At 38.5% G+C, this 18,749-nt stretch carries 16 protein-coding genes; 9 read left to right on the forward strand and 7 right to left on the reverse strand.

All coding sequences use genetic code 11. The features are described from left to right. Nucleotides 1-305: 305 nt before the first annotated feature. Together pelA and LC095_RS20235 are read left to right on the forward strand one after the other, a co-directional pair. Nucleotides 306-3,575: a pectate lyase gene (pelA, locus tag LC095_RS20230; protein WP_226529884.1), complete on the forward strand. Its 3,270-nt coding sequence runs from the start codon at nucleotides 306-308 to the stop codon at nucleotides 3,573-3,575. A gap of 104 nt (nucleotides 3,576-3,679) precedes the next feature. Continuing rightward, nucleotides 3,680-4,024: a hypothetical protein gene (locus tag LC095_RS20235; RefSeq protein WP_226529885.1), complete on the forward strand. Its 345-nt coding sequence runs from the start codon at nucleotides 3,680-3,682 to the stop codon at nucleotides 4,022-4,024. 142 nt (nucleotides 4,025-4,166) lie between these two features. On the opposite strand, the gene LC095_RS20240 is transcribed toward LC095_RS20235, so the two are convergent. The 4 genes from LC095_RS20240 to LC095_RS20255 form a co-directional block, all read right to left on the reverse strand. Continuing rightward, nucleotides 4,167-4,682, reverse strand: a complete 516-nt coding sequence (locus LC095_RS20240; protein WP_226529886.1) for an AAA family ATPase — start codon at nucleotides 4,680-4,682, stop codon at nucleotides 4,167-4,169. Between the two features lie 169 nt (nucleotides 4,683-4,851). Further along, nucleotides 4,852-6,303 (reverse strand): carbon starvation protein A, encoded by a 1,452-nt coding sequence (locus LC095_RS20245; protein WP_226529887.1) that lies wholly within the window; start codon nucleotides 6,301-6,303, stop codon nucleotides 4,852-4,854. A gap of 136 nt (nucleotides 6,304-6,439) precedes the next feature. Beyond that, nucleotides 6,440-7,171 carry a LytR/AlgR family response regulator transcription factor gene (locus LC095_RS20250; protein WP_226529888.1) on the reverse strand — a complete coding sequence of 244 codons (732 nt, stop codon included), beginning with the start codon at nucleotides 7,169-7,171 and terminating at the stop codon, nucleotides 6,440-6,442. Further along, nucleotides 7,168-8,913, reverse strand: a complete 1,746-nt coding sequence (locus LC095_RS20255) for a LytS/YhcK type 5TM receptor domain-containing protein (RefSeq protein ID WP_226529889.1) — start codon at nucleotides 8,911-8,913, stop codon at nucleotides 7,168-7,170. Before LC095_RS20255 ends, LC095_RS20250 begins: the two co-directional genes overlap by 4 nt. Before the next feature lie 222 nt (nucleotides 8,914-9,135). Here LC095_RS20255 and LC095_RS20260 point away from each other — a divergent pair, with 222 nt between their 5' ends. Both LC095_RS20260 and LC095_RS20265 read left to right on the forward strand, forming a co-directional pair. Beyond that, the gene (locus tag LC095_RS20260; RefSeq protein ID WP_226529890.1) at nucleotides 9,136-9,729 is read left to right on the forward strand and encodes a GNAT family N-acetyltransferase; all 594 of its coding nucleotides are present in this window, start codon (nucleotides 9,136-9,138) and stop codon (nucleotides 9,727-9,729) included. Nucleotides 9,730-9,782: 53 nt separating this feature from the next. After that, nucleotides 9,783-10,247, forward strand: a complete 465-nt coding sequence (locus LC095_RS20265; protein ID WP_226529903.1) for a DUF523 domain-containing protein — start codon at nucleotides 9,783-9,785, stop codon at nucleotides 10,245-10,247. Between the two features lie 61 nt (nucleotides 10,248-10,308). Here the strand turns inward: LC095_RS20265 and LC095_RS20270 are convergent, their stop codons facing one another. Further along, nucleotides 10,309-11,451, reverse strand: coding sequence for an NADH-dependent flavin oxidoreductase (locus LC095_RS20270; RefSeq protein ID WP_226529891.1), 1,143 nt, complete (start codon nucleotides 11,449-11,451; stop codon nucleotides 10,309-10,311). Nucleotides 11,452-11,669: 218 nt separating this feature from the next. Then, nucleotides 11,670-12,290: a LysE family translocator gene (locus LC095_RS20275; protein WP_226529892.1), complete on the reverse strand. Its 621-nt coding sequence runs from the start codon at nucleotides 12,288-12,290 to the stop codon at nucleotides 11,670-11,672. Nucleotides 12,291-12,432: 142 nt separating this feature from the next. Between LC095_RS20275 and LC095_RS20280 the strand changes: the two genes are divergently transcribed. From LC095_RS20280 to LC095_RS20295, 4 genes are all read left to right on the forward strand, one after another. Beyond that, nucleotides 12,433-12,978 carry a cupin domain-containing protein gene (locus LC095_RS20280; RefSeq protein ID WP_226529893.1) on the forward strand — a complete coding sequence of 182 codons (546 nt, stop codon included), beginning with the start codon at nucleotides 12,433-12,435 and terminating at the stop codon, nucleotides 12,976-12,978. A gap of 31 nt (nucleotides 12,979-13,009) precedes the next feature. After that, nucleotides 13,010-13,180, forward strand: coding sequence for a hypothetical protein (locus LC095_RS20285; protein WP_169908070.1), 171 nt, complete (start codon nucleotides 13,010-13,012; stop codon nucleotides 13,178-13,180). A 194-nt stretch (nucleotides 13,181-13,374) separates the two neighbouring features. Further along, on the forward strand, nucleotides 13,375-13,803 hold the full coding sequence (locus tag LC095_RS20290) for an organic hydroperoxide resistance protein (RefSeq protein WP_226529894.1): 429 nt from the start codon (nucleotides 13,375-13,377) through the stop codon (nucleotides 13,801-13,803). Between the two features lie 267 nt (nucleotides 13,804-14,070). Beyond that, nucleotides 14,071-15,483: an MFS transporter gene (locus LC095_RS20295; RefSeq protein WP_226529895.1), complete on the forward strand. Its 1,413-nt coding sequence runs from the start codon at nucleotides 14,071-14,073 to the stop codon at nucleotides 15,481-15,483. A 38-nt stretch (nucleotides 15,484-15,521) separates the two neighbouring features. On the opposite strand, the gene LC095_RS20300 is transcribed toward LC095_RS20295, so the two are convergent. Further along, on the reverse strand, nucleotides 15,522-16,664 hold the full coding sequence (locus LC095_RS20300) for a helix-turn-helix domain-containing protein (RefSeq protein WP_226529896.1): 1,143 nt from the start codon (nucleotides 16,662-16,664) through the stop codon (nucleotides 15,522-15,524). 114 nt (nucleotides 16,665-16,778) lie between these two features. Between LC095_RS20300 and uidA the strand changes: the two genes are divergently transcribed. Continuing rightward, complete coding sequence (gene uidA, locus LC095_RS20305) at nucleotides 16,779-18,587, forward strand: beta-glucuronidase (RefSeq protein WP_226529897.1); 1,809 nt, start codon at nucleotides 16,779-16,781, stop codon at nucleotides 18,585-18,587. Nucleotides 18,588-18,749 lie beyond the last annotated feature (162 nt).

The raw sequence follows: 18,749 nt of genomic DNA on the forward strand, positions 1-18,749 counted from the left end.
ATGTTTAATATGAGCGCGATTCTTCATTCAGAAGGATCGCTTATTTTCATTTCATAACAACCTTTAAGACCTTCGAATAGGACAAGAAGAATAGCTGAAAAGTTATAATCATTTTTGTTTTTATGCTCACTTTCTCTACTTCTACTTATTTTCAGGGGCTAAATACCCTGCTCTGAGAAACTGATTATATCGATCGATAATATACTTGGACTATAATCAGGGGGCAACAAAAAAATCTACTTTAGAAAGGAAGGAAGCTTTTGAAGAAGGGGAGAGGGAGTTATCGACGGGTATTTTTTATTTTATTGACATGTGCCTTAGTTGTCTTATCTTTAGTAGGCATTCCACGAAATGAAAGGGCTTTCGCGAGTGAGGGGAGTGTATTTGATTCGATCTATGAAGCAGAAGAAGCTACGATCAAAGAAGCAATTATTGACAACCAACATCCGGGCTATACTGGAACAGGTTTTGTTGATTATAAACCGAATGCTCCAGGAGGGACGATTACATGGACCATTCCAGATATTCCGGCAGATGGAGAATATTCTTTCGTATTCCGCTATGCAAATGGATCAGCAGAAAATAGACCTGTTGAAATCACCGTTAATGACCAAATTGTTCGTGAGGAACTGGCTTTTCATTCAACTGGAGAGTGGACAAATTGGCAAACTGTTTCAATTAAAGTGGACCTAAATGCTAGTGATAATACCATTGTAGCAAAAGGGGTAGGTCCAAGCGGCGGGGCAAATATCGATCATCTGCGTATACACAATTCAACTGAAGATCCAGATGATGATAGCCCCAAACCTATTGAAGTAGAACAGGTAGAATTACAGGAGTTAGTGAATGGAGTAACCCTGAAGAAATTAAATGCAGCAGGTATGGTTGATACCTCTACACATAAGGAAGGCGATCAGATGTCAAAACTGGCATTTTTCGCAGCCATCAATCGTGTTATGAGTTTCTATAAGGAAGAAACATATAAAAACATTGAGGGAGATTTCTCAACAAACACTTGGTGGAGCTACGTACTAGAAGGTGCAACACAGGAGGGGTATGTCGCACAAGACCAAGTTGAAAACATAAAGGCAGAAGAGAAGATAACAAGACGAGAAGCGGCAGGTATTATAAGTGAAATTTTGGACTTAAAACCTGGAAAAGGAAACAATAACAATGCAGTAGGGGCAGTTGTTTCCAAAGGAATTATGTCAGGAAAGCCGGGCTTCGGTAAAAAAGATTATGTCACAATTGGTGAGGCATCGAGAATTTTAGAAAAGATAGAAAAAGTAACGAATCCACAGTCAAACGAGATTCACGTTGTGAATTCATTGTCTGTTACACCTCAATTGGTTGTTGTGATGTTGAATGGACAAGTAGAGAATTTTGATGTGAAAGCATTCGCACTAAAAGCCGCAACTGGATCTTTTAACGGATTAAATCCTGCCTTGGAAAATGTATACCCGACACGTGCGGCAGTTGGAGAAAATAATGTTGGTGATACTGTTGTTTTATATGAACTTCAGCAGCCATTAAAAGATGGAAAGGTTGCGAAAGAAGAAAATAATGAGTTTACTGGTGATCTTGAAGAAGCAAAGAAACGTGCAGAAAACCTTGTGTCATGGCAGATGGATCATGGCGGATGGACCAAAAGCATGGATGAAGAATATAGCAGGCTGTGGGATGGACAGGAAAAGCGTTCAACGCAATTTGGACCTACTGGTGAAGAATTAGGTTCCATTGACAATAATGCAACGATAAAGGAAATTCGATATATTGCTGAGGTTTACAGGGAAACAGAAGATGAAAAGTTGAAAGAAAGTGTGTTAAAAGGCATAGATTTCTTACTTACGATGCAATATGAAACAGGCGGCTGGCCGCAAGTTTATCCACAGCGAGGTGATTCTCCAGAGAGCTCAGTGTACTATTCTAATTATGTTACATTTAACGATAATGCGATGATTAATGTTTTACAACTGATGGATGATTTAGTAAATGAAAAATATCCTTTTGATCAAAACATAGTAGATGATTCTTTAAAAAGTAAGCTTGAAGGATCTATGAATAAAGGGATTGACTATATTTTAAAATCTCAAATTAAAGTAGACGGAAAACTGACGGCCTGGTGTGCGCAGCATGATCCGGCAACGTATGAAGCGCAGCATGCCAGAGTTTATGAACATCCATCGATATCTGGAAGTGAATCGGTAGGGATTGTGAAATTCTTAATGTCACGTCCTAATCAAACTCCAGAAATACAACAGGCGATTTTAAGTGCGCTTCAATGGTTTGATGAAGTAAAACTTGAAGGAATTCGCTACGTAAGCGGGGACCCAAATGGAGTTTATTTTGTTGAAGATCCGGAAGCTGTGACATGGTACCGATTCTACGAAATTGGAACGAATGAACCAATTTTCTCCGGAAGAGATGGTGTCATTAAACGATCCATTCATGAAATTGAAAAAGAACGTCGTGATGGCTATTCGTGGGGCGGAAGCTATGCAAAGCGGCTATTAGAAATAGCAAAAACAACAGGCTACTTTGAAAACCGTGTTTATGTGGAGGTTCTACCTAATGAAGTAGAGGATACCTATGGTAGAAAACTTGTTGAAGGGGAGGTAAATAGAGTGGAAGATGTGACAGAGGAATTAAAGAAACTACATGTCAAATTGACAGTTTCAAAGGATGAGAGCGGAGATTATCAAACAGTCCAAGCAGCTATTGATGCTGTACCTGCCAATAATACAGACCCGGTTGAGATCTTGGTGAAAAACGGTATCTATAAAGAGGTAATAAAAGTACCGGCAAATAAACCATTTATTACATTAGTAGGAGAAAGTGCAGAGAACACAGTTTTAACGTATGATAACTACGCAAAAAAGGAAAGGCCTGAAGGTGGAACATATGGCACAAGTGGCAGTGCAAGTGTATATCTGTACGGAAATGACTTCACTGCCAAAAATATGACAATGGAAAATTCCTTTGATGAACGTTTAGTAGAGGGTGGTTCACAAGCGGTTGCTGTTTATACACGTGGTGAACGAATGAAGTTTCACAATGTACGCTTCATAGGGAACCAGGATACACTTTATGTGAATGATGGAACTCAGTACTTTAATGAATGCTATATAGAAGGTGATGTTGATTTTATTTTTGGTGGAGCAAGAGCTGTTTTTGAAGAGTGTGAGATTGTTTCAGTTGATAGAGGCTCAAAAACAAATAATGGCTATATCACAGCTGCAAGTACGGACATCAACAAACCATTTGGTTTTCTGTTTATCAATAGCAAATTAGTAAGTGAAGCCGCAGATGGAACGGTTTATTTAGGAAGACCTTGGCACCCTGGAGGTGATCCGAATGCGATTGCAAGTGTGGTCTTTAAAAATAGTGAGCTTGGACCGCATATTCATCAAAATGGGTGGACAGATATGTCAGGCTTCAGTGCAAAAGATGCAAGATTTTTTGAGTATCAAAACGAGGGACCTGGTGTAAATCTTTCACGTCCTCAATTAACGGATGAAGAGGCTGAGCTTTATACTGTTGAGAATGTGTTAAATGGGTGGAATCCGAAGGAATAGGCAGGAAAAATCAAGTTGCTTAGATGAAGTTGTATAAAATCTCTGTTTATTTTATTTGTTATTGGGGATTATTCTTAATAGTCTTACTTACAAGGAGAGATTTTATGGAGTTTGATGGGAACAAAATAAAAGAAAAGGCCATAACAGCATTTAGTAGGTTGAAAGATAATATGAAGGGAACCTTTTATGATATGGCTGAAATTCCTTATTCTTCCGTACAGCAGCTGGCTGAGTTCATTCAGATGCACCCTGATACAAAGATAAGCACGAAAAATTTGCTAGGCAATACTTATAAAATTTTCATGCTGAAAATGAATGACAAACATTTCTATTTAGAAACCATCAATGAACGTATCTTACAAATGGATGGTGATTCAAACGGAAAAGAATTCGTCTCATATCGTTCCTATCGCAATGATCATTTGGATACACCTATAAAACTGATTTAATCATGAAAAATGGGCTTTTTCTCACAGAAGGAAGCCCATTTTTTATACTATACAGAAAGTATAAGATTTTATTGATGATAGTATAAGAAAAACTAAGGCTTTCGCCATTAGGACTTGGAGATAAGCCAAGTTTTTCAAATTGTTATTTTTTAACGGAAAAACGATTGTTGTTTAGGATGGTATCTACGATTTCTGCTGTATGTTTTAGAGTTGTATCATATAGATATGGTTTGTTAGAGGGAAGTGATTCCAGTTTCTTCAATAAGAATAAAGAACGATCGATTGACTCGTGATCTCCACGCGAATGGATACGTTCAATGAGCTTTTCTTTATCCGCCCTTAAGACAATATACTTCAATGTTACTGGCAGGTCGTTTATCTGCTGACAAAACCACTCGAGCTCATCTTCCACCACAAAGTCAATGACGATGCTAAAGCCATGTTGAGTAAAGTTCTTCGTTATGGCAAGAATATTCTCCCACGTTAGTCTTAATCTTTGTTCCCATGCAGTGTCTAAACCATAATCAAACATTTGTAGAATAGAGTCACCATGAATAAGTACACAATTGGGAACATTCCGAGCAAGCTCTTTTGAAGTTGTTGATTTTCCAACTCCGATTGGACCAGATACGAGATAAATGATGGTTTGGTCTAACATTGTAACATCCCTCCTAGGCTAAACAGTATATATTTTACTCTCATCTTATCATAAGATCCGGATGCCCTAAGCTAAATGGCTGATAATTTGTAAGATAACAAACAAGGGACAGTCCAACACTTTATATAAGTGCTAAGAACGGTCCCTACAAAACTTTTAATTGAATGAATTAAGCCACCTTATCCCAGCCTGAAATATCCTCATCAAGCTGAAGATTATTTGCTCGAGCCTTTTTAGCAGCACGGAAGAATAGGACAAGCAGGATTGCCGTTCCTATCACACCCCCATACCATGAAACATTCATTGATAAGCGGAAGCCGATTTGGGCATTAAGGATATAGGTAATCACCATAACGAGCATAAATGATCCCGGGATAAGTGATACCCAGTAGTTTTTCTTTGCAATATATAAATACATGGCTCCAACAAATAATGCAATGACCGCTGTTGCTTGGTTGGCCCAGCTGAAGTATCTCCATAAGATGTTAAAGTCAATCTGTGTCAGGATCAATGAGATAACAAATAACGGTACCGCAATCCATAAACGGCTCGAAAATTTCTTTTGTGCGATGTTCAGGTATTCAGCAATAATCATACGTGCACTACGGAACGCAGTATCACCGGATGTAATTGGTAAAACGACAACACCAAGCACGGCAAGTGTACCGCCGATTGCGCCGAGCATCATGGTTGAAACTTCACTTACAACCGCACCAGGACCCCCTGCTGCAAGCACTTCATTTAAACCGTTATAGCCGTCAAATAGGCTCATAGATGCTGCTGCCCAAATCATGGCAATGATCCCTTCAGCAATCATCATGCCGTAGAAAATTTTACGTCCTTGTTTTTCATTTTGCGTTGTACGCGAAATGATAGGTGTTTGTGTAGCATGGAAGCCTGAAAGAGCACCACAAGTGATCGTGAAAAAGATCAATGGAAAAATAGGCGCGTTATCAGGGTGGAAATTTTGGAATGAAAGCTCAGGAATTGGTGCTCCTGTTACCATTAACCCAATGCCCACACCAAGTGCACTGATTACAAGCAATGCACCAAAGTACGGATATAAACGGCCGATAATCTTATCAACTGGCAAAAGCGTTGCTAAAATATAATAAAGGAAAATAAATCCAATAATTAAGCCTAATGCGATCTTGCCATCCATTAATACATGTAAAAGACTTGCAGGTGTTGAAACAAATACGGTTCCTACTAAAAGAAGAAGCAGGACTGCGAATGCGTTTACAACATGTCTCATAACTTTACCAAGAAATTTACTAGCAAGCTCAGGTAAATGGGCGCCGCGGTTACGGATTGAGATCATCCCTGTTAAATAGTCATGGACAGCCCCGGCAAAAATACAACCGACAACGATCCAGATAAAGGCAGCCGGTCCGTAAAGCGCTCCCATAATCGGACCAAAAATAGGTCCTGTTCCTGCGATATTTAACAATTGAATGAGTGAATTCTTCGGTGTGCTCATTGGAACATAGTCAACGCCATCGCTGTTCACATATGCAGGAGTTGCACGACTTTCTTTCACCCCAAACATTTTTTCAATAAATTTACCGTACGTAAAATAGCCTATTATTAAAAGAGCGATACCTCCTAAAAACGTAAACATTATGTCTCCCCCTTTTTATGAATGCGTTTACATAAAGTATAATAGAATACCAGTTTAAAAGGGGGAGTTTGAGACCAAAAGGTCAAAAACAGAGGTTATCATGTTGAAAATCATAATTAAGATGCAAGAAAGGGTGCTAAATTTCCAAGTGTATTCTTAATGACTTCACATAATTTCTGCTAACGGCCAACAATTCGTCTCTCCCTTCGATTTGCAGCTGATACGCACCATTGAACCAAGGGGTTAGTTTTGAAACATAGGATAAGTTTACAAGATAGCTCTTATGTATTCGAAAAAAATCGAAAGCAACAAGTCTGCTTTCCAGATCCTTAAGAGGTGTTTTAGTTTCGAATTCTCCAGTTTTTGTAATCAGTTTCGTTACTTTTTCGTCCCTGTATATATAAAGGATGTCTGCAGGCTCAAGATAAAAAATCTCACCCTCTGCTTCAACTGGAAGTTTTCCGGAACGTTTACCAGCCTCACTTTCATCGTTCGTTACTAATTTTTTTTCAATCCGCTTAATGGTTTCCTGTAACTGATCTTCATCATAAGGTTTTAATAAATAATCAATTGCATCATAGCGGAACGCCTCTGCAGCAAATTGCGGATACGCTGTCGCGAAGACAAGAAGCGGGACTTTTTTCAATTCCATTAGTGCTTTTGCTGCTTCCATTCCATTCATTTTTGGCATTTCTACATCTAAAAAAACAACATCAGGCTGAAGCTGAAGAGATTTCATAATGGCCGCTTCGCCAGATTCTGCTTCTCCAACAATGTTAATCGATGGGAACTCCTGTAATAAATGTTTTAGCTCATCACGGCTATATAATTCATCATCAACGATTAATGTTTTTATAGTTGATTTCATTTGTTTTTTTCCTCCACTTCATATGGAATTGAAAAGGAAATGTCTGTGCCTTTATCAGGTTCGCTTGCAATTTTTAGCGCTGCAGCTTCTCCGAACATCATTGTCAGCCTTCGATTTACATTATAAATGGCAAGACCGCTCCCTTTCTCGGAGTGTATCGGAGTTTGCGAAAGTTGATTGGCCAGTTCTTTACTCATTCCTTTTCCATTGTCTTTTACACTTATATAAGTGATGTTCTTTATCTTTTTAATTGTAATATTTAACAAACAGTTTTCCTCTTTATCCTTGAAGCCATGTTTCATTGCATTTTCAACAAGTGGCTGCAGTGTAAGCGGAGGTATGCTTTGATGAATGGCTCCATCATCAATATCATAGATAATGGTCAAGCGATCAACAAAACGTGCTTCCTCAATCGCAAGATACGCTTTTACATGTCGTAATTCCTGCTCCAACATAATCTTAGTATGTGTTGTCACAGTCAGATTTTGACGTAAAAAGTGTGATAATGAAATAAGCAATTTACGTGCTTTTGCAGGATCAATACGGACAAGGGAAACGATTGTATTAAGTGTATTAAATAAAAAGTGCGGGCTGATCTGTGCTTGCAGTGCCCGGATTTCTGTTTCTTTTGCGAGCTGGTAAGCCTTACCTGCTTCAGAGATTTCAAGCTGATTACTGATCATCGAACTAAGTCCGGTAATTAACTCCATCACAACATTCGTTATCTCTTTTTCAGAACGAAAATAAAATTTTAACGTGCCGATTGGTTTATTTCGTAACTTTAAAGGAGCAATTACAGCTGCACCGAGTGGGCAACTTTCATCACGACAATGAATGGAGCGTTGATTCGCGACAACAATCTTGTCCTGCTTGACCGCATCAATCGTAATCTTTGTCTGTATTGGGCTTTCTGCACGGTGATGATCATAGCCAAGACCAACATGTGCGAGAATTTCTGTCGTATTCGTAATCGCCACTGCACTTGACTTGATTTCATTATGGATAATGTGACAAACCGCACCAGCTGAATCAGTGGTGAGACCATTGCGCAGATAAGCTAGCGTCTGGTCGGCAATCCGCAATGTTTTCTGGGCCTGCATAGCACCGGCCTTTTCTTCTTCATTAAATACGCTTTTAATAATCAATAGAAAAAGCGCAGATCCGACTCCGTTTGCAAAAATCATGGGGATACCGATCATTTCGACTAATGCCACAGCCTGTTCAATTGGGCGTGAAATAAGCAATATGACAACCATTTGCAATGTCTCGGCTAATGCTCCAATCAAAAAAGCGGAACGTAACTTTACATGTTTATTCGGTTTATGAAAGAATCCGGCGATCACTCCTGCTAGAATGGTAGCAAGACCACAGGAAATCCCCGTAAATCCGCCTAATGTGATCCGATGAAGCCCTGCAATTAAACCTGAACCAATCCCGACTTTGTAACCGCCGAGAAGCCCGCCTAAAACAACACCAATTACACGTGAATTGGCGATTGCTTCGTCTGTGGAAAGATCAGAAGGAAGACGGTTAAATTGGAGGGTTTCTGTACTTAGGCTCAAGCCTGAATATGTACCTATAATGCCGAAAAAACCAAAGAAGATGATTGCCGTCACTTTCTGTTTACGATTAAGCTGATCATGATAAATCATCTCACGGAAGAATTTGAATCGCGTTAAAATAAAGGCAATCATGACAATGATACCAAGGCGTTCGACCATTGTGAGTAATAAATCAAACATGTGAAAAACCCCTTTTGAAAATGGAAACGTTCCTAACGTTACCTTTCCTGGTTGATGATTTTGCATAGTAAGGTTGTAAAACAACAATCGTACGTAAAAAAATAGTTGATATCATCTTTAAATTTACCAAAACTCTGTCAGGGAATCCACATATCGTATATAGTTAAGAAAACGAGCTGATATCTTAAGTATTTGTAAGGTGTTTGAAAAGGAGGGATTTCCTTGAATATTAAACTCGAAATATTAGAAGGTGAACATGTTAAACTTTTGCCTATGCAAAAGCATCACATACAAGGGCTATACGAAGCAGGGTGTGATCGTAATATATGGACTCACTTACCTAAAGAGATAGCAAGGTTTGATGATATGAAGGCTTTTGTGGAATCTGCTCTCTATAATAGGAAAAAGGGGACGGAATTTCCCTTTGTCATTATACAAAAAGAAACCAACAAAATAATTGGAAGCACACGTTTTCTAGATATCTCTCCCTTAAACAAATCACTAGAAATAGGCTGGACCTGGTTACATCCATGTGTATGGGGGACACAAATAAATGAAGAATGCAAATATCTTTTATTAAGCTATTGTTTTGAGGAGCTTGGAGCTATTCGCGTCCAATTCAAAACAGATGAACGAAACTTTAGATCTCAAAAAGCTATCGAGAGAATCGGTGGAATGAAGGAAGGAATCTTAAGAAATCACATGATTAGAAAAGATGGAACATACCGGAATTCTGTATACTATAGTGTAATAGAACGTGAGTGGTATGAAGTAAAAGAAAAAAACTTTTTAGATTGGTCTATATCTATTAAATAATAGAGAACCTAAGCTTATATAGAGAGAGTATGATTACAAACGAGGTGATCCCCATAATATTAGTTAGTTCTTGTTTAGCCGGTTTAGAGGTAAGATATAATGGTACACATTGTTTAAATAATAAGATCAATAAACTAATAGAAGAAAAAAAGGCAATCCCTGTATGTCCTGAACTACTTGGAGGTTTTTCAACTCCCAGAGAACCTGCTGAAATCATAGGAGGTAATGGAGAAGATGTATTGGATGGGAAAGCTAAAGTAATCGAGAAATCAGGTAGAGATGTAACTGAATTATACATAAAAGGTGCATACACTACCTTACAACAAGCTAAAGATGTAAAGGCAACTGTAGTTGTCCTTAAAGAGTATAGCCCCTCTTGTGGAAGTTCCATGATATATAATGGTGAATTTATAGGGAAGAAAATGGACGGAAATGGCGTGACAACTGCCTTATTAAAACGAAATGGAATAAACGTAATCTCAGAAAAACAGCTTGCTGATCACTCGATTTCTTTATAAAGAAAAAAACTTCCGATCAAAAAAACAGTCATGATCGGAAGTTTACTATTAGATCACAGAATTAAACCCCTGGAAACCAACCAGGTGTGTTGATAATAGCATTCCACAGAGGGTCGGGAATGACCAATTCCTCCTGCTTATCTTTATCAATTTTTGTAACAATTTCAGCTTCTTTTCCTTCTGCAATTTTTTGTACCCAATCAGGATCAATAATTAATTCTCTACCTAGTGCCAGAAGAGGAATTCCACTTGCAAATGCGTTACGCGCATCTTCAGCTGTATAAATAGAACCTACCCCTATAAGTGGAACTCTGTTGTTTATTGTTTCCTTAAGATAATCAATTCTAGTTTTCGTTAAATCCTCAACACCTCTTCTTGGTGTTGAAAAGAATTCCATTAATGATACATGCAAATAATCAAGGCCTTTTTCTGATAAAGCATCAACTAAGACAAGAGTCTCATCCATTGTAATCCCAGGGGTTTCAGGTTCCTCGGGAGAAAAACGATATCCAACAATAAATGGGTTTTTTGCATGCTCCTGAACTGCTTTTTTCACTGAATCCACAACTGCCAATGGAAACGTCATTCGTTTTTCAAGACTTCCACCAAATCGATCATCACGTCTATTTGAATGAGGGGAGAAAAATTGTTGAATTAAATATCCGTTTGCTCCATGAATTTCAACTCCATCAAATCCTGCTTCGATCGCACGACGGGTTGTTTCTCCAAAGGCATGGATAATTTCCTCAACTTCAGCCTCTGTTAATGGTCTTGGTTTTACATCAGGCTCATCTGTGGAAACACCGCCTTTTTCTGCAGGAATATCACTTGCACTGACAATTTCACCAGTTGGGACTAATTCCGGCGGGCACATTCTTCCACCGTGGAAAATTTGCAGTACTGCTTTTGCACCTTGATCTTTAATGCTTGTTGCTAACTTTTTTAAGCTTGGGATCATTTCATCAGTATCAGCTCCGAATTCACCGTGAAATCCTTTTCCATTTGGAGTGACATATGTACAGGCTGTAATCACCATGCTGACTCCTTTAGAACGCCTAGCATAGTAATTCACCTCTGCATCCGTAACTGTACCATCTGAATTAGAAGAGAAATTTGTCATCGGTGCCATGACAATTCGGTTTTTTAATTGAATTCCATTAGGTAATGTATAGGAAGATAATAAAGCTTCATTTTGCTCTTTCATCAAACTTGTTCCCTCCTTTATGAGAATACGGCTATGATAAAATACCAGATTTGATTTGTACATCAATATGCTTCACTTAACTTTTAAAGTTTATGAAAAATAAGGGGGGAACTATTGATTATAAGGCACTTTTCTTTAGTGCTAACCCTAAAAAACCTTACGTATCTCTATAAAATAAGCACTAATCTTAGTAAGGATTAGCACCTGTTTATGGAGAATTAAAGTTGTTTTTCAAATGCCAGCTTTAAACCAAAACCTATTAAAACAAGACCAGTTGCTTTATCCATGATCTTCTGCACCTTTTCCGTCAGAAGCCATTCACGTAGATAATTGATAAAAAAGACATATAGAAAGAACCATGTGATTGAAAGCAATGTGTAAACGACACCCATCGTGATAAATTGAATGGTAACATTTGATCCTGCATTTACGAATTGAGGGAGAAATGTGATAAAGAACATGGCCACTTTAGGGTTTAGAACATTTGAGAAAAATCCTTGTTGAAAAGCGGATTTCCTTTTAAGGGTAGAACCAGGTGCTACTTGGAGATCATGATCATTCTTTCTTTTAAAAAAAGATGAAATGCCAAGATATAGTAAATATATGGCACCAACATACTTTACAATGTCAAAAGCAAGGGCTGATTGTAAGAGAATTGCTGATAGGCCAAATGCGGCCGCAAATGTATGAACCAATGATCCTGATGTAATACCTAGAGCCATTTTGTAGCCGTTTTTCCGTCCGTCTGCAATGGTTCTTTTTGTAATGAGTGCTGTATCAACACCAGGGCTCATAATGACAAAAAGTGTTAGAACTAAAAAAGTGAGAAAATCATTCATTATTATCACTCCTTAATTACTTGTTACAAGATGGTTGATAAAATATAATTTAATTAATGTTAAGTGTAGTTTAACACGTTTTTAATGGATGGTGTTAAATATAGTTTAAATAAATTAAATGTAATTTAATTTTGGAGGCGTCATGGAAAATATTGATATTGGAAAAAAAGTTGAACGATTTAGGAAGGAAAAGGGACTTAGTAGTCGGGAATTAGCCAAATTAGCTGAAATTACTCCTTCTATGTTAAGTCAGATTGAAAGAGGATTAGCTAATCCCTCCATACAAACTCTTAAGGTCTTGGCTAAAGTTCTTGAAGTACCAACGTTTAGTTTTTTACTTGAAGAGACAAATACATCAGATTTAGTGGTCAGGTCTAATCAAAGAAAAAACATGAGTGTAGAGAATATCTCGTATGAGCTTGTTTCTCCGGAGTTTACCGGGACCCTTGCAACGGCCATTATGAATCTTCCTCCAAATTCATCTTCTTCAGAGAAGCTATTAGAACATAAAGGAGAGGAAGTGGCCTTTATATTAGAGGGAAAAATTAAAATCTATTTAGATGATGATGACTACTTATTAGAAGCAGGAGACAGTGTCAGAATACCAAAACATATGAAGCACAAGTGGGAGAATCCATTTGATAAAAAAGCAGCTATCTTATTTTCTGTAACCCCACCAGCTTTTTAAACTTTGAAGATGATCGAATCAGGAGGTCCACATGAGATGTGGTTCAAAATGTTTTGTAGTTGAGATGGAGATAAGAGGAGAAGTACGAACGGAAGCAGTCACTGCGAGAACATCCGTTGATGCAAGGAAAACCATTCGAATTGAATATGGAGCAGAGGCACAAATTTTAACGGTTAGGGAAAAAAATAAAAAAGAGAGATGAACATTCACTTTCTACAAGTCAATATTTAGCTTTCTTAGGGTATAGTGGCATCATTTGATTCCACTGTATTTTTACATTGTGCACAATTTAATTGTTGACATTATAATTTGGATTGTTTATGATGAACTTACAATTCAATTAGTTGTGCAAAATTTAATTTCGGGAAATACATTTTTTGTAGAGGAGTGTTTTATATGTCAAATGTTTTATTTACTTCAAGTGTTTCTGCAGTAGGCGGAAGGGAAGGACGTGTTCAATCTAAAGGTGGATACCTAAACTTAGAAGTGGCTATGCCGGGTACTCCACGTGCGAAGTCAAATCCGGAAGCAACCAATCCTGAGCAATTATTTGCTGCAGGCTATGCTGCTTGTTTTGACAGTGCATTACAACTGATTTCACGTAAAGAACGTATAACCTTCGAGTCTGAAGTAACTGCTCATGTAAGTTTACTTAAAGATGAAATTGACCAAGGTTTTAAACTGGGTGTGACACTACATGTAAAAGGAACAGGGATTGAACAAGCCACTCTTGAAGAACTAGTTCATAAAGCTCACGGCTTTTGTCCATATTCAAAAGCAACAAAAGGGAATATCGATGTTCGTTTAGAATGTGAAGCAATTTAACTTTACCCTTGGTTCTTTGGAAGATAAGTATTCTAAATCCAAATCACTAAAGCGTTACATTAAAATAAACTGGAGTTCGCGTCAACTGAGGTTTTCCTTTCCGGAAAACCTTTTTTGTGCTCAAATTTTCTGTCTAAAGTTAGTTTAATACAAAAAATGCAAGAATCGTCCTTTTTATCTCATGCTAAAAACCTATAATTAAAGAATGAAAACACTTTCATATACGCGTGATGAAAGAGTTACTACAAGAATATGGGGGTTAAAGATATGGAAGAAGCAAAGCAGGAATACACCCGGCTTTCAAGCGGAGAAAAAAATGAAAACACTCCTTTTGGTGTGAGGGATAAGATTGGCTATTTGCTTGGTGATCTTGGAAATGATTTCTTCTTTATGCTTGTTAGTGCTTTTTTAATGGTTTTTTATACAGACATTTTTCATATTAGTGCAGCACTTGTAGGAATGTTATTTCTTGTAGCTCGCTTATGGGACGCAGCCGCTGATTTTGCCTGGGGTCGTTTTATTGACACAAGAAAACCAACTGCACAGGGGAAATTCAGACCATGGATTTTACGAATGTCATTTCCACTTGTATTAACAGGCGTGCTTATGTTTGTTCAAATTCCCGGTATGTCTGACGGATTTTATTTGGCATGGGCTTTTGTTACTTATATTGTGTGGGGTACGCTTTACAGTACTGTGAACATTCCGTATGGATCGATGGCATCTGTTATTACAGACAATCCGGTTGAACGGACCACTCTCTCAACGTGGAGAACAATGGGGGCGATGTTGGCTGCCTTGGTTATTAATGTACTAGGTCCACTAGTTGTATTCGTAGATAACGAGATCAACGCAGACCGTATGTTGATGGTCGCAGTGTTGTTTGGCATACTTGCCATTACTTGCTACTTTGGATGTTACAAGCTGTCAACAGAGCGCCTTGTTGCACAGGAACCAAATCAGCAAAAGGGCAGTATGAAAGTAACAATGAAAGGGATGCTTAAGAATAAGCCGCTAATCTGGATTTTAATAGCTTCCCTGATTTTTATGGTAAACACAATGCTGATTAATGCAGTAAATGTGTATTTATTTAAGGATTATTTCGGCAATGCCGCAGCTCTAAGTATGATTGGACTGGTTCAGACTGGAGCAGTTTTCATTGCGATTCCACTTGTAAAACCGATGGTTAAGAAACTAGGTAAAAAAGAAACAGCAGCTATCGGTATGGGACTTGCTGCAGTTGTATATTTTGTTTTGTACTACTTGAAAGATTTATCTGCGATTGAATTTGTGGCTTTCTCAGCAGTCGGAATGTTTGGTTTTGCCTTTTTCAACCTTGTAATTTGGGCGTTTGTGACAGACGTCATTGATTATCATGAATATGTAACCGGTTTACGAGAAGATGCAACCGTTTACTCCGTCTATTCTATGGCACGGAAAATTGGTCAGGCAATCGCAGGCGGTGTAGGAGGCTTTGCTGTTGCAGCAGTCGGGTACGATGCAGCGAGTGCTGCCCAGACACAGGAAGCGTTAAATGGGATTCACTCTCTCGCCACGCTCGTGCCATCTATCATTTACGGGTTGATTTTCCTTATTCTTGTTTTCTTGTATCCTCTGAATAAGCAAAAGACAAATCAGCTGGCAGTTGATTTGGCTGAAAAACGAAAAGAACAAGGTTAAACAAACAGAGGTGTCCCTCAATGAGACATCTCTGTTTTTTAGTGACCATATGAACGCCATTTGCCTGGAGGCATGCCGGTGAATTTTTTAAACACACGAATAAAATAGGCAGCGTCTTCAAATCCGCATTTACCGGTGATGTGTTCAATAGGAGCATTGTCTTTCTTCAAAAGCCGCTTTGCTTTTTGAATGCGGAGCTGATTGACATATTGACTCATTGTAGACCCGGTTTCTTTTTTAAATTGTCGTGCAAGATGTGAAGGATGAACGCCCAGTTCGTCAGCAAGTTCCACGGCATCAAATGGTTCCGTAAAATGGCTATGAAAATAGCGAACAGCTTCTTTAATCAGCATGGAGTAGCCGTTTAATTGATTTTGACGTACAAGGTGACAATATTCAATCCCCATTGTTTCCTGTAGCTTGTTCAGAGAATGAACGCTGTTTATTCTCTCAATAGAGATGGCAAATTTTTCAGATAGATAATGCAACAGTATAGGTGGAACTCCGCCACGTTCCGCTGCCAGCCTGAAGGTTGTATTTAAAATAATTAAGCTGTTTTTAATGGCCCTCAGCGGTTTATTGGGAAAACGGGATGAAAAGTCAAATAAATTTCCGGTTTTTTTATTCAGCATTGCAATTGAATCAGCATCTCCTGTTTCAATTGCATGGATCATATCATTGTTAATCTTATATCGCAGATTAATAATCGAATGGTCAGCTTCTTCATCACGAGCTTTTGAATGGGAAGAAGGGGACTCTGTTGCTTCAATCGACGAAATCGAAACGGCTTCCATTTGTTTTAGATGCATGAGCAGACTTGCTGCACTGTGTTGGGCAGCTTGGTTTAAAATTGGCAGGTTTCGTAATGTATGTTCATTCAGTGAGCCTGTTTGTTCATGTGGAAGCTGTGTTAAGAAAGGTCCGGCAATAACTGCTGTGTCCGAATCGTATGCACCTCCCATATATACCATCTGATCGTGATGCCAGAAATGGCAAATAGTAGGCTGCTGATGGACAACGCCAATAAGAGCATTGAATGCTGCTTTATTCAGATGATCAGGAATGGAATGGGGAGCATGAAGGGTTATCATTGAACCTGAAGTTTCAAAAGCGTATACATTCATATGCGTTAGTTGAAAAAAGGACATAATGGACGAAGATAATTGAAAAGAATCTCCCATTTTATCATCTCCTGGTTAAAAAAGTTCAATAAGTGCAAAAATAGTTATTTTTTCACTTCATTATACGACTTATAATAGTATCTGTAAACACTTACAAAAGAGAGGTGCACTTAAATGTTATATCCGATTTTAACAGATACACGTACAGTGATTGACTTAAATGGAATCTGGAATTTTAAGCTTGATAAAGGAAATGGCTTTGACGAAAATTGGTATTCTAAACCATTGACAAATGCAATGAGCATGTCAGTTCCATCATCTTTCAATGATACAGGACTTACAGCAGATATCCGAAACCATGTCGGCTGGGTCTGGTATGAGAGAGAGGTTACTGTTCCGGCTATTTTAACTTCTGAGCGCATTGTACTCCGCTTTGGATCTGCAACACATAAAGCAAAAGTTTATGTAAATGGAGAACTTGCTGTAGAGCATAAAGGTGGTTTTACACCGTTTGAGGCAGAAATTAACCGTTTTTTGCAAAAAGGACAAAACCGTCTGACAGTTGCAGTGAATAATATTGTCGATGAATCAACCCTGCCAGTTGGTTTTTACTCAGAAGTAGAAGTTGACGGCATCGGAAAAAGGGCGAAAAACAATCCAAACTTTGATTTCTTCAACTACGCCGGTATTCATCGCCCGGTAAAAATTTATACAACATCCAAAATCTATGTAAAAGATATTACAGTTATAACTGAACTTGATGGTACAATTCAGTATAAAGTTGAGGCAGAGGGTGAAGCTGAAATAAGAGTAAAGGTCCTGGACGAAGACGGTCAGATTGTGGCTGAAGCAGCTGATTTGGAAGGCTCTGTTACAATTCCGGATGTTAGACACTGGGAACCGTTAAATGCTTACTTATATACATTGCGTGTGGAACTTTTACAAGATGGTGAAGCCGTAGATATATATGACCAGTCATTTGGAGTTCGAACCGTTGCAGTAAGGGACGGTCAATTTTTAATAAACGAAAAGCCATTTTACTTTAAAGGATTTGGTAAGCATGAAGACACACCTATTCATGGACGAGGCTTAAATGAAGCAGCAAATGTGCTCGATTTTAACTTAATAAAATGGATTGGCGCCAATTCGTTCCGTACTGCTCATTATCCGTATTCAGAAGAAATAATGCGCCTTGCAGACAGAGAAGGAATTGTCGTCATTGATGAAACCCCTGCGGTCGGAGTCCATTTAAACTTCGCAGCTACATTGTTCGGTGAAAGAGAAAAGCGTAATACATGGGAACATATTGGCACGAGAGAAGCACATGAACAAGTGATTCGAGAGCTTGTAGAACGAGATAAAAATCACCCATGTGTTGTTATGTGGTCTGTAGCGAACGAACCGGCTTCAGAAGAAGAAGGTGCACGCGAATACTTTGAACCATTAGTGAAGCTGACAAAAGAGCTTGATCCGCAAAAGCGTCCGGTAACAATTGTTACACATCAATGGTCTAATCCGGAAACAGACAAAATCGCTGAACTTATTGATGTACTCGCACTGAACCGTTATTATGGCTGGTATGTTGATAGCGGGGATTGGGGGATGGTTCGTCAGAATATCCGTAAGGAATTTGACGGCTGGAAAAAACGGTGTCCAGGCAAACCGATCATGTTCACTGAATATGGGGCAGACACAGTAGCCGGCATGCATGACGTAGATCCTGTTATGTTCACAGAAGAGTTCCAGGTGGAGTACTATCGTGTAAACCATGAAATTTTTGATGAGTATGATGAATTCATCGGTGAACAAGTGTGGAACTTTGCTGACTTTGCAACAAGCCAAGGAATTATGCGTGTACAGGGGAACAAAAAAGGCATCTTCACCCGTGACCGTAAACCGAAGGCTGTCGCACATGATTTACGTAAGCGGTGGAAAAGTATACCCGAATTTGGATATAAAAAAATTAAAGAACAGCAAATCTAATTTAATAAATTGAAGTGGCCACACATCTTAAAAAGATGTGTGGTCAGCTTGTAGAGAAAGTGGGTGTTTTTCTCTACAAGCTTTTTTATTTTCTTAAAATGTTCTTATAAAGATTAATAAATTTCCTAAGATAACCAAAGAAAAAGCTTCTCACACACCTAG

Source organism: Metabacillus niabensis, from assembly GCF_020524345.1.
In the GTDB taxonomy this organism is placed as follows: domain Bacteria; phylum Bacillota; class Bacilli; order Bacillales; family Bacillaceae; genus Metabacillus; species Metabacillus niabensis_B.

What these genes read in the sequence shown, in the direction of transcription:
- LC095_RS20235 (WP_226529885.1), top strand. Translation starts at nt 3,680, where the DNA reads ATGGAGTTTGATGGGAACAAAATAAAAGAAAAGGCCATAACAGCATTT.
- LC095_RS20240 (WP_226529886.1), bottom strand. Translation starts at nt 4,682, where the DNA reads ATGTTAGACCAAACCATCATTTATCTCGTATCTGGTCCAATCGGAGTT.
- LC095_RS20245 (WP_226529887.1), bottom strand. Translation starts at nt 6,303, where the DNA reads ATGTTTACGTTTTTAGGAGGTATCGCTCTTTTAATAATAGGCTATTTT.
- LC095_RS20250 (WP_226529888.1), bottom strand. Translation starts at nt 7,171, where the DNA reads ATGAAATCAACTATAAAAACATTAATCGTTGATGATGAATTATATAGC.
- LC095_RS20255 (WP_226529889.1), bottom strand. Translation starts at nt 8,913, where the DNA reads ATGTTTGATTTATTACTCACAATGGTCGAACGCCTTGGTATCATTGTC.
- LC095_RS20270 (WP_226529891.1), bottom strand. Translation starts at nt 11,451, where the DNA reads ATGAAAGAGCAAAATGAAGCTTTATTATCTTCCTATACATTACCTAAT.
- LC095_RS20275 (WP_226529892.1), bottom strand. Translation starts at nt 12,290, where the DNA reads ATGAATGATTTTCTCACTTTTTTAGTTCTAACACTTTTTGTCATTATG.
- LC095_RS20280 (WP_226529893.1), top strand. Translation starts at nt 12,433, where the DNA reads ATGGAAAATATTGATATTGGAAAAAAAGTTGAACGATTTAGGAAGGAA.
- LC095_RS20285 (WP_169908070.1), top strand. Translation starts at nt 13,010, where the DNA reads ATGAGATGTGGTTCAAAATGTTTTGTAGTTGAGATGGAGATAAGAGGA.
- LC095_RS20290 (WP_226529894.1), top strand. Translation starts at nt 13,375, where the DNA reads ATGTCAAATGTTTTATTTACTTCAAGTGTTTCTGCAGTAGGCGGAAGG.
- LC095_RS20295 (WP_226529895.1), top strand. Translation starts at nt 14,071, where the DNA reads ATGGAAGAAGCAAAGCAGGAATACACCCGGCTTTCAAGCGGAGAAAAA.
- LC095_RS20300 (WP_226529896.1), bottom strand. Translation starts at nt 16,664, where the DNA reads ATGGGAGATTCTTTTCAATTATCTTCGTCCATTATGTCCTTTTTTCAA.
- uidA (WP_226529897.1), top strand. Translation starts at nt 16,779, where the DNA reads ATGTTATATCCGATTTTAACAGATACACGTACAGTGATTGACTTAAAT.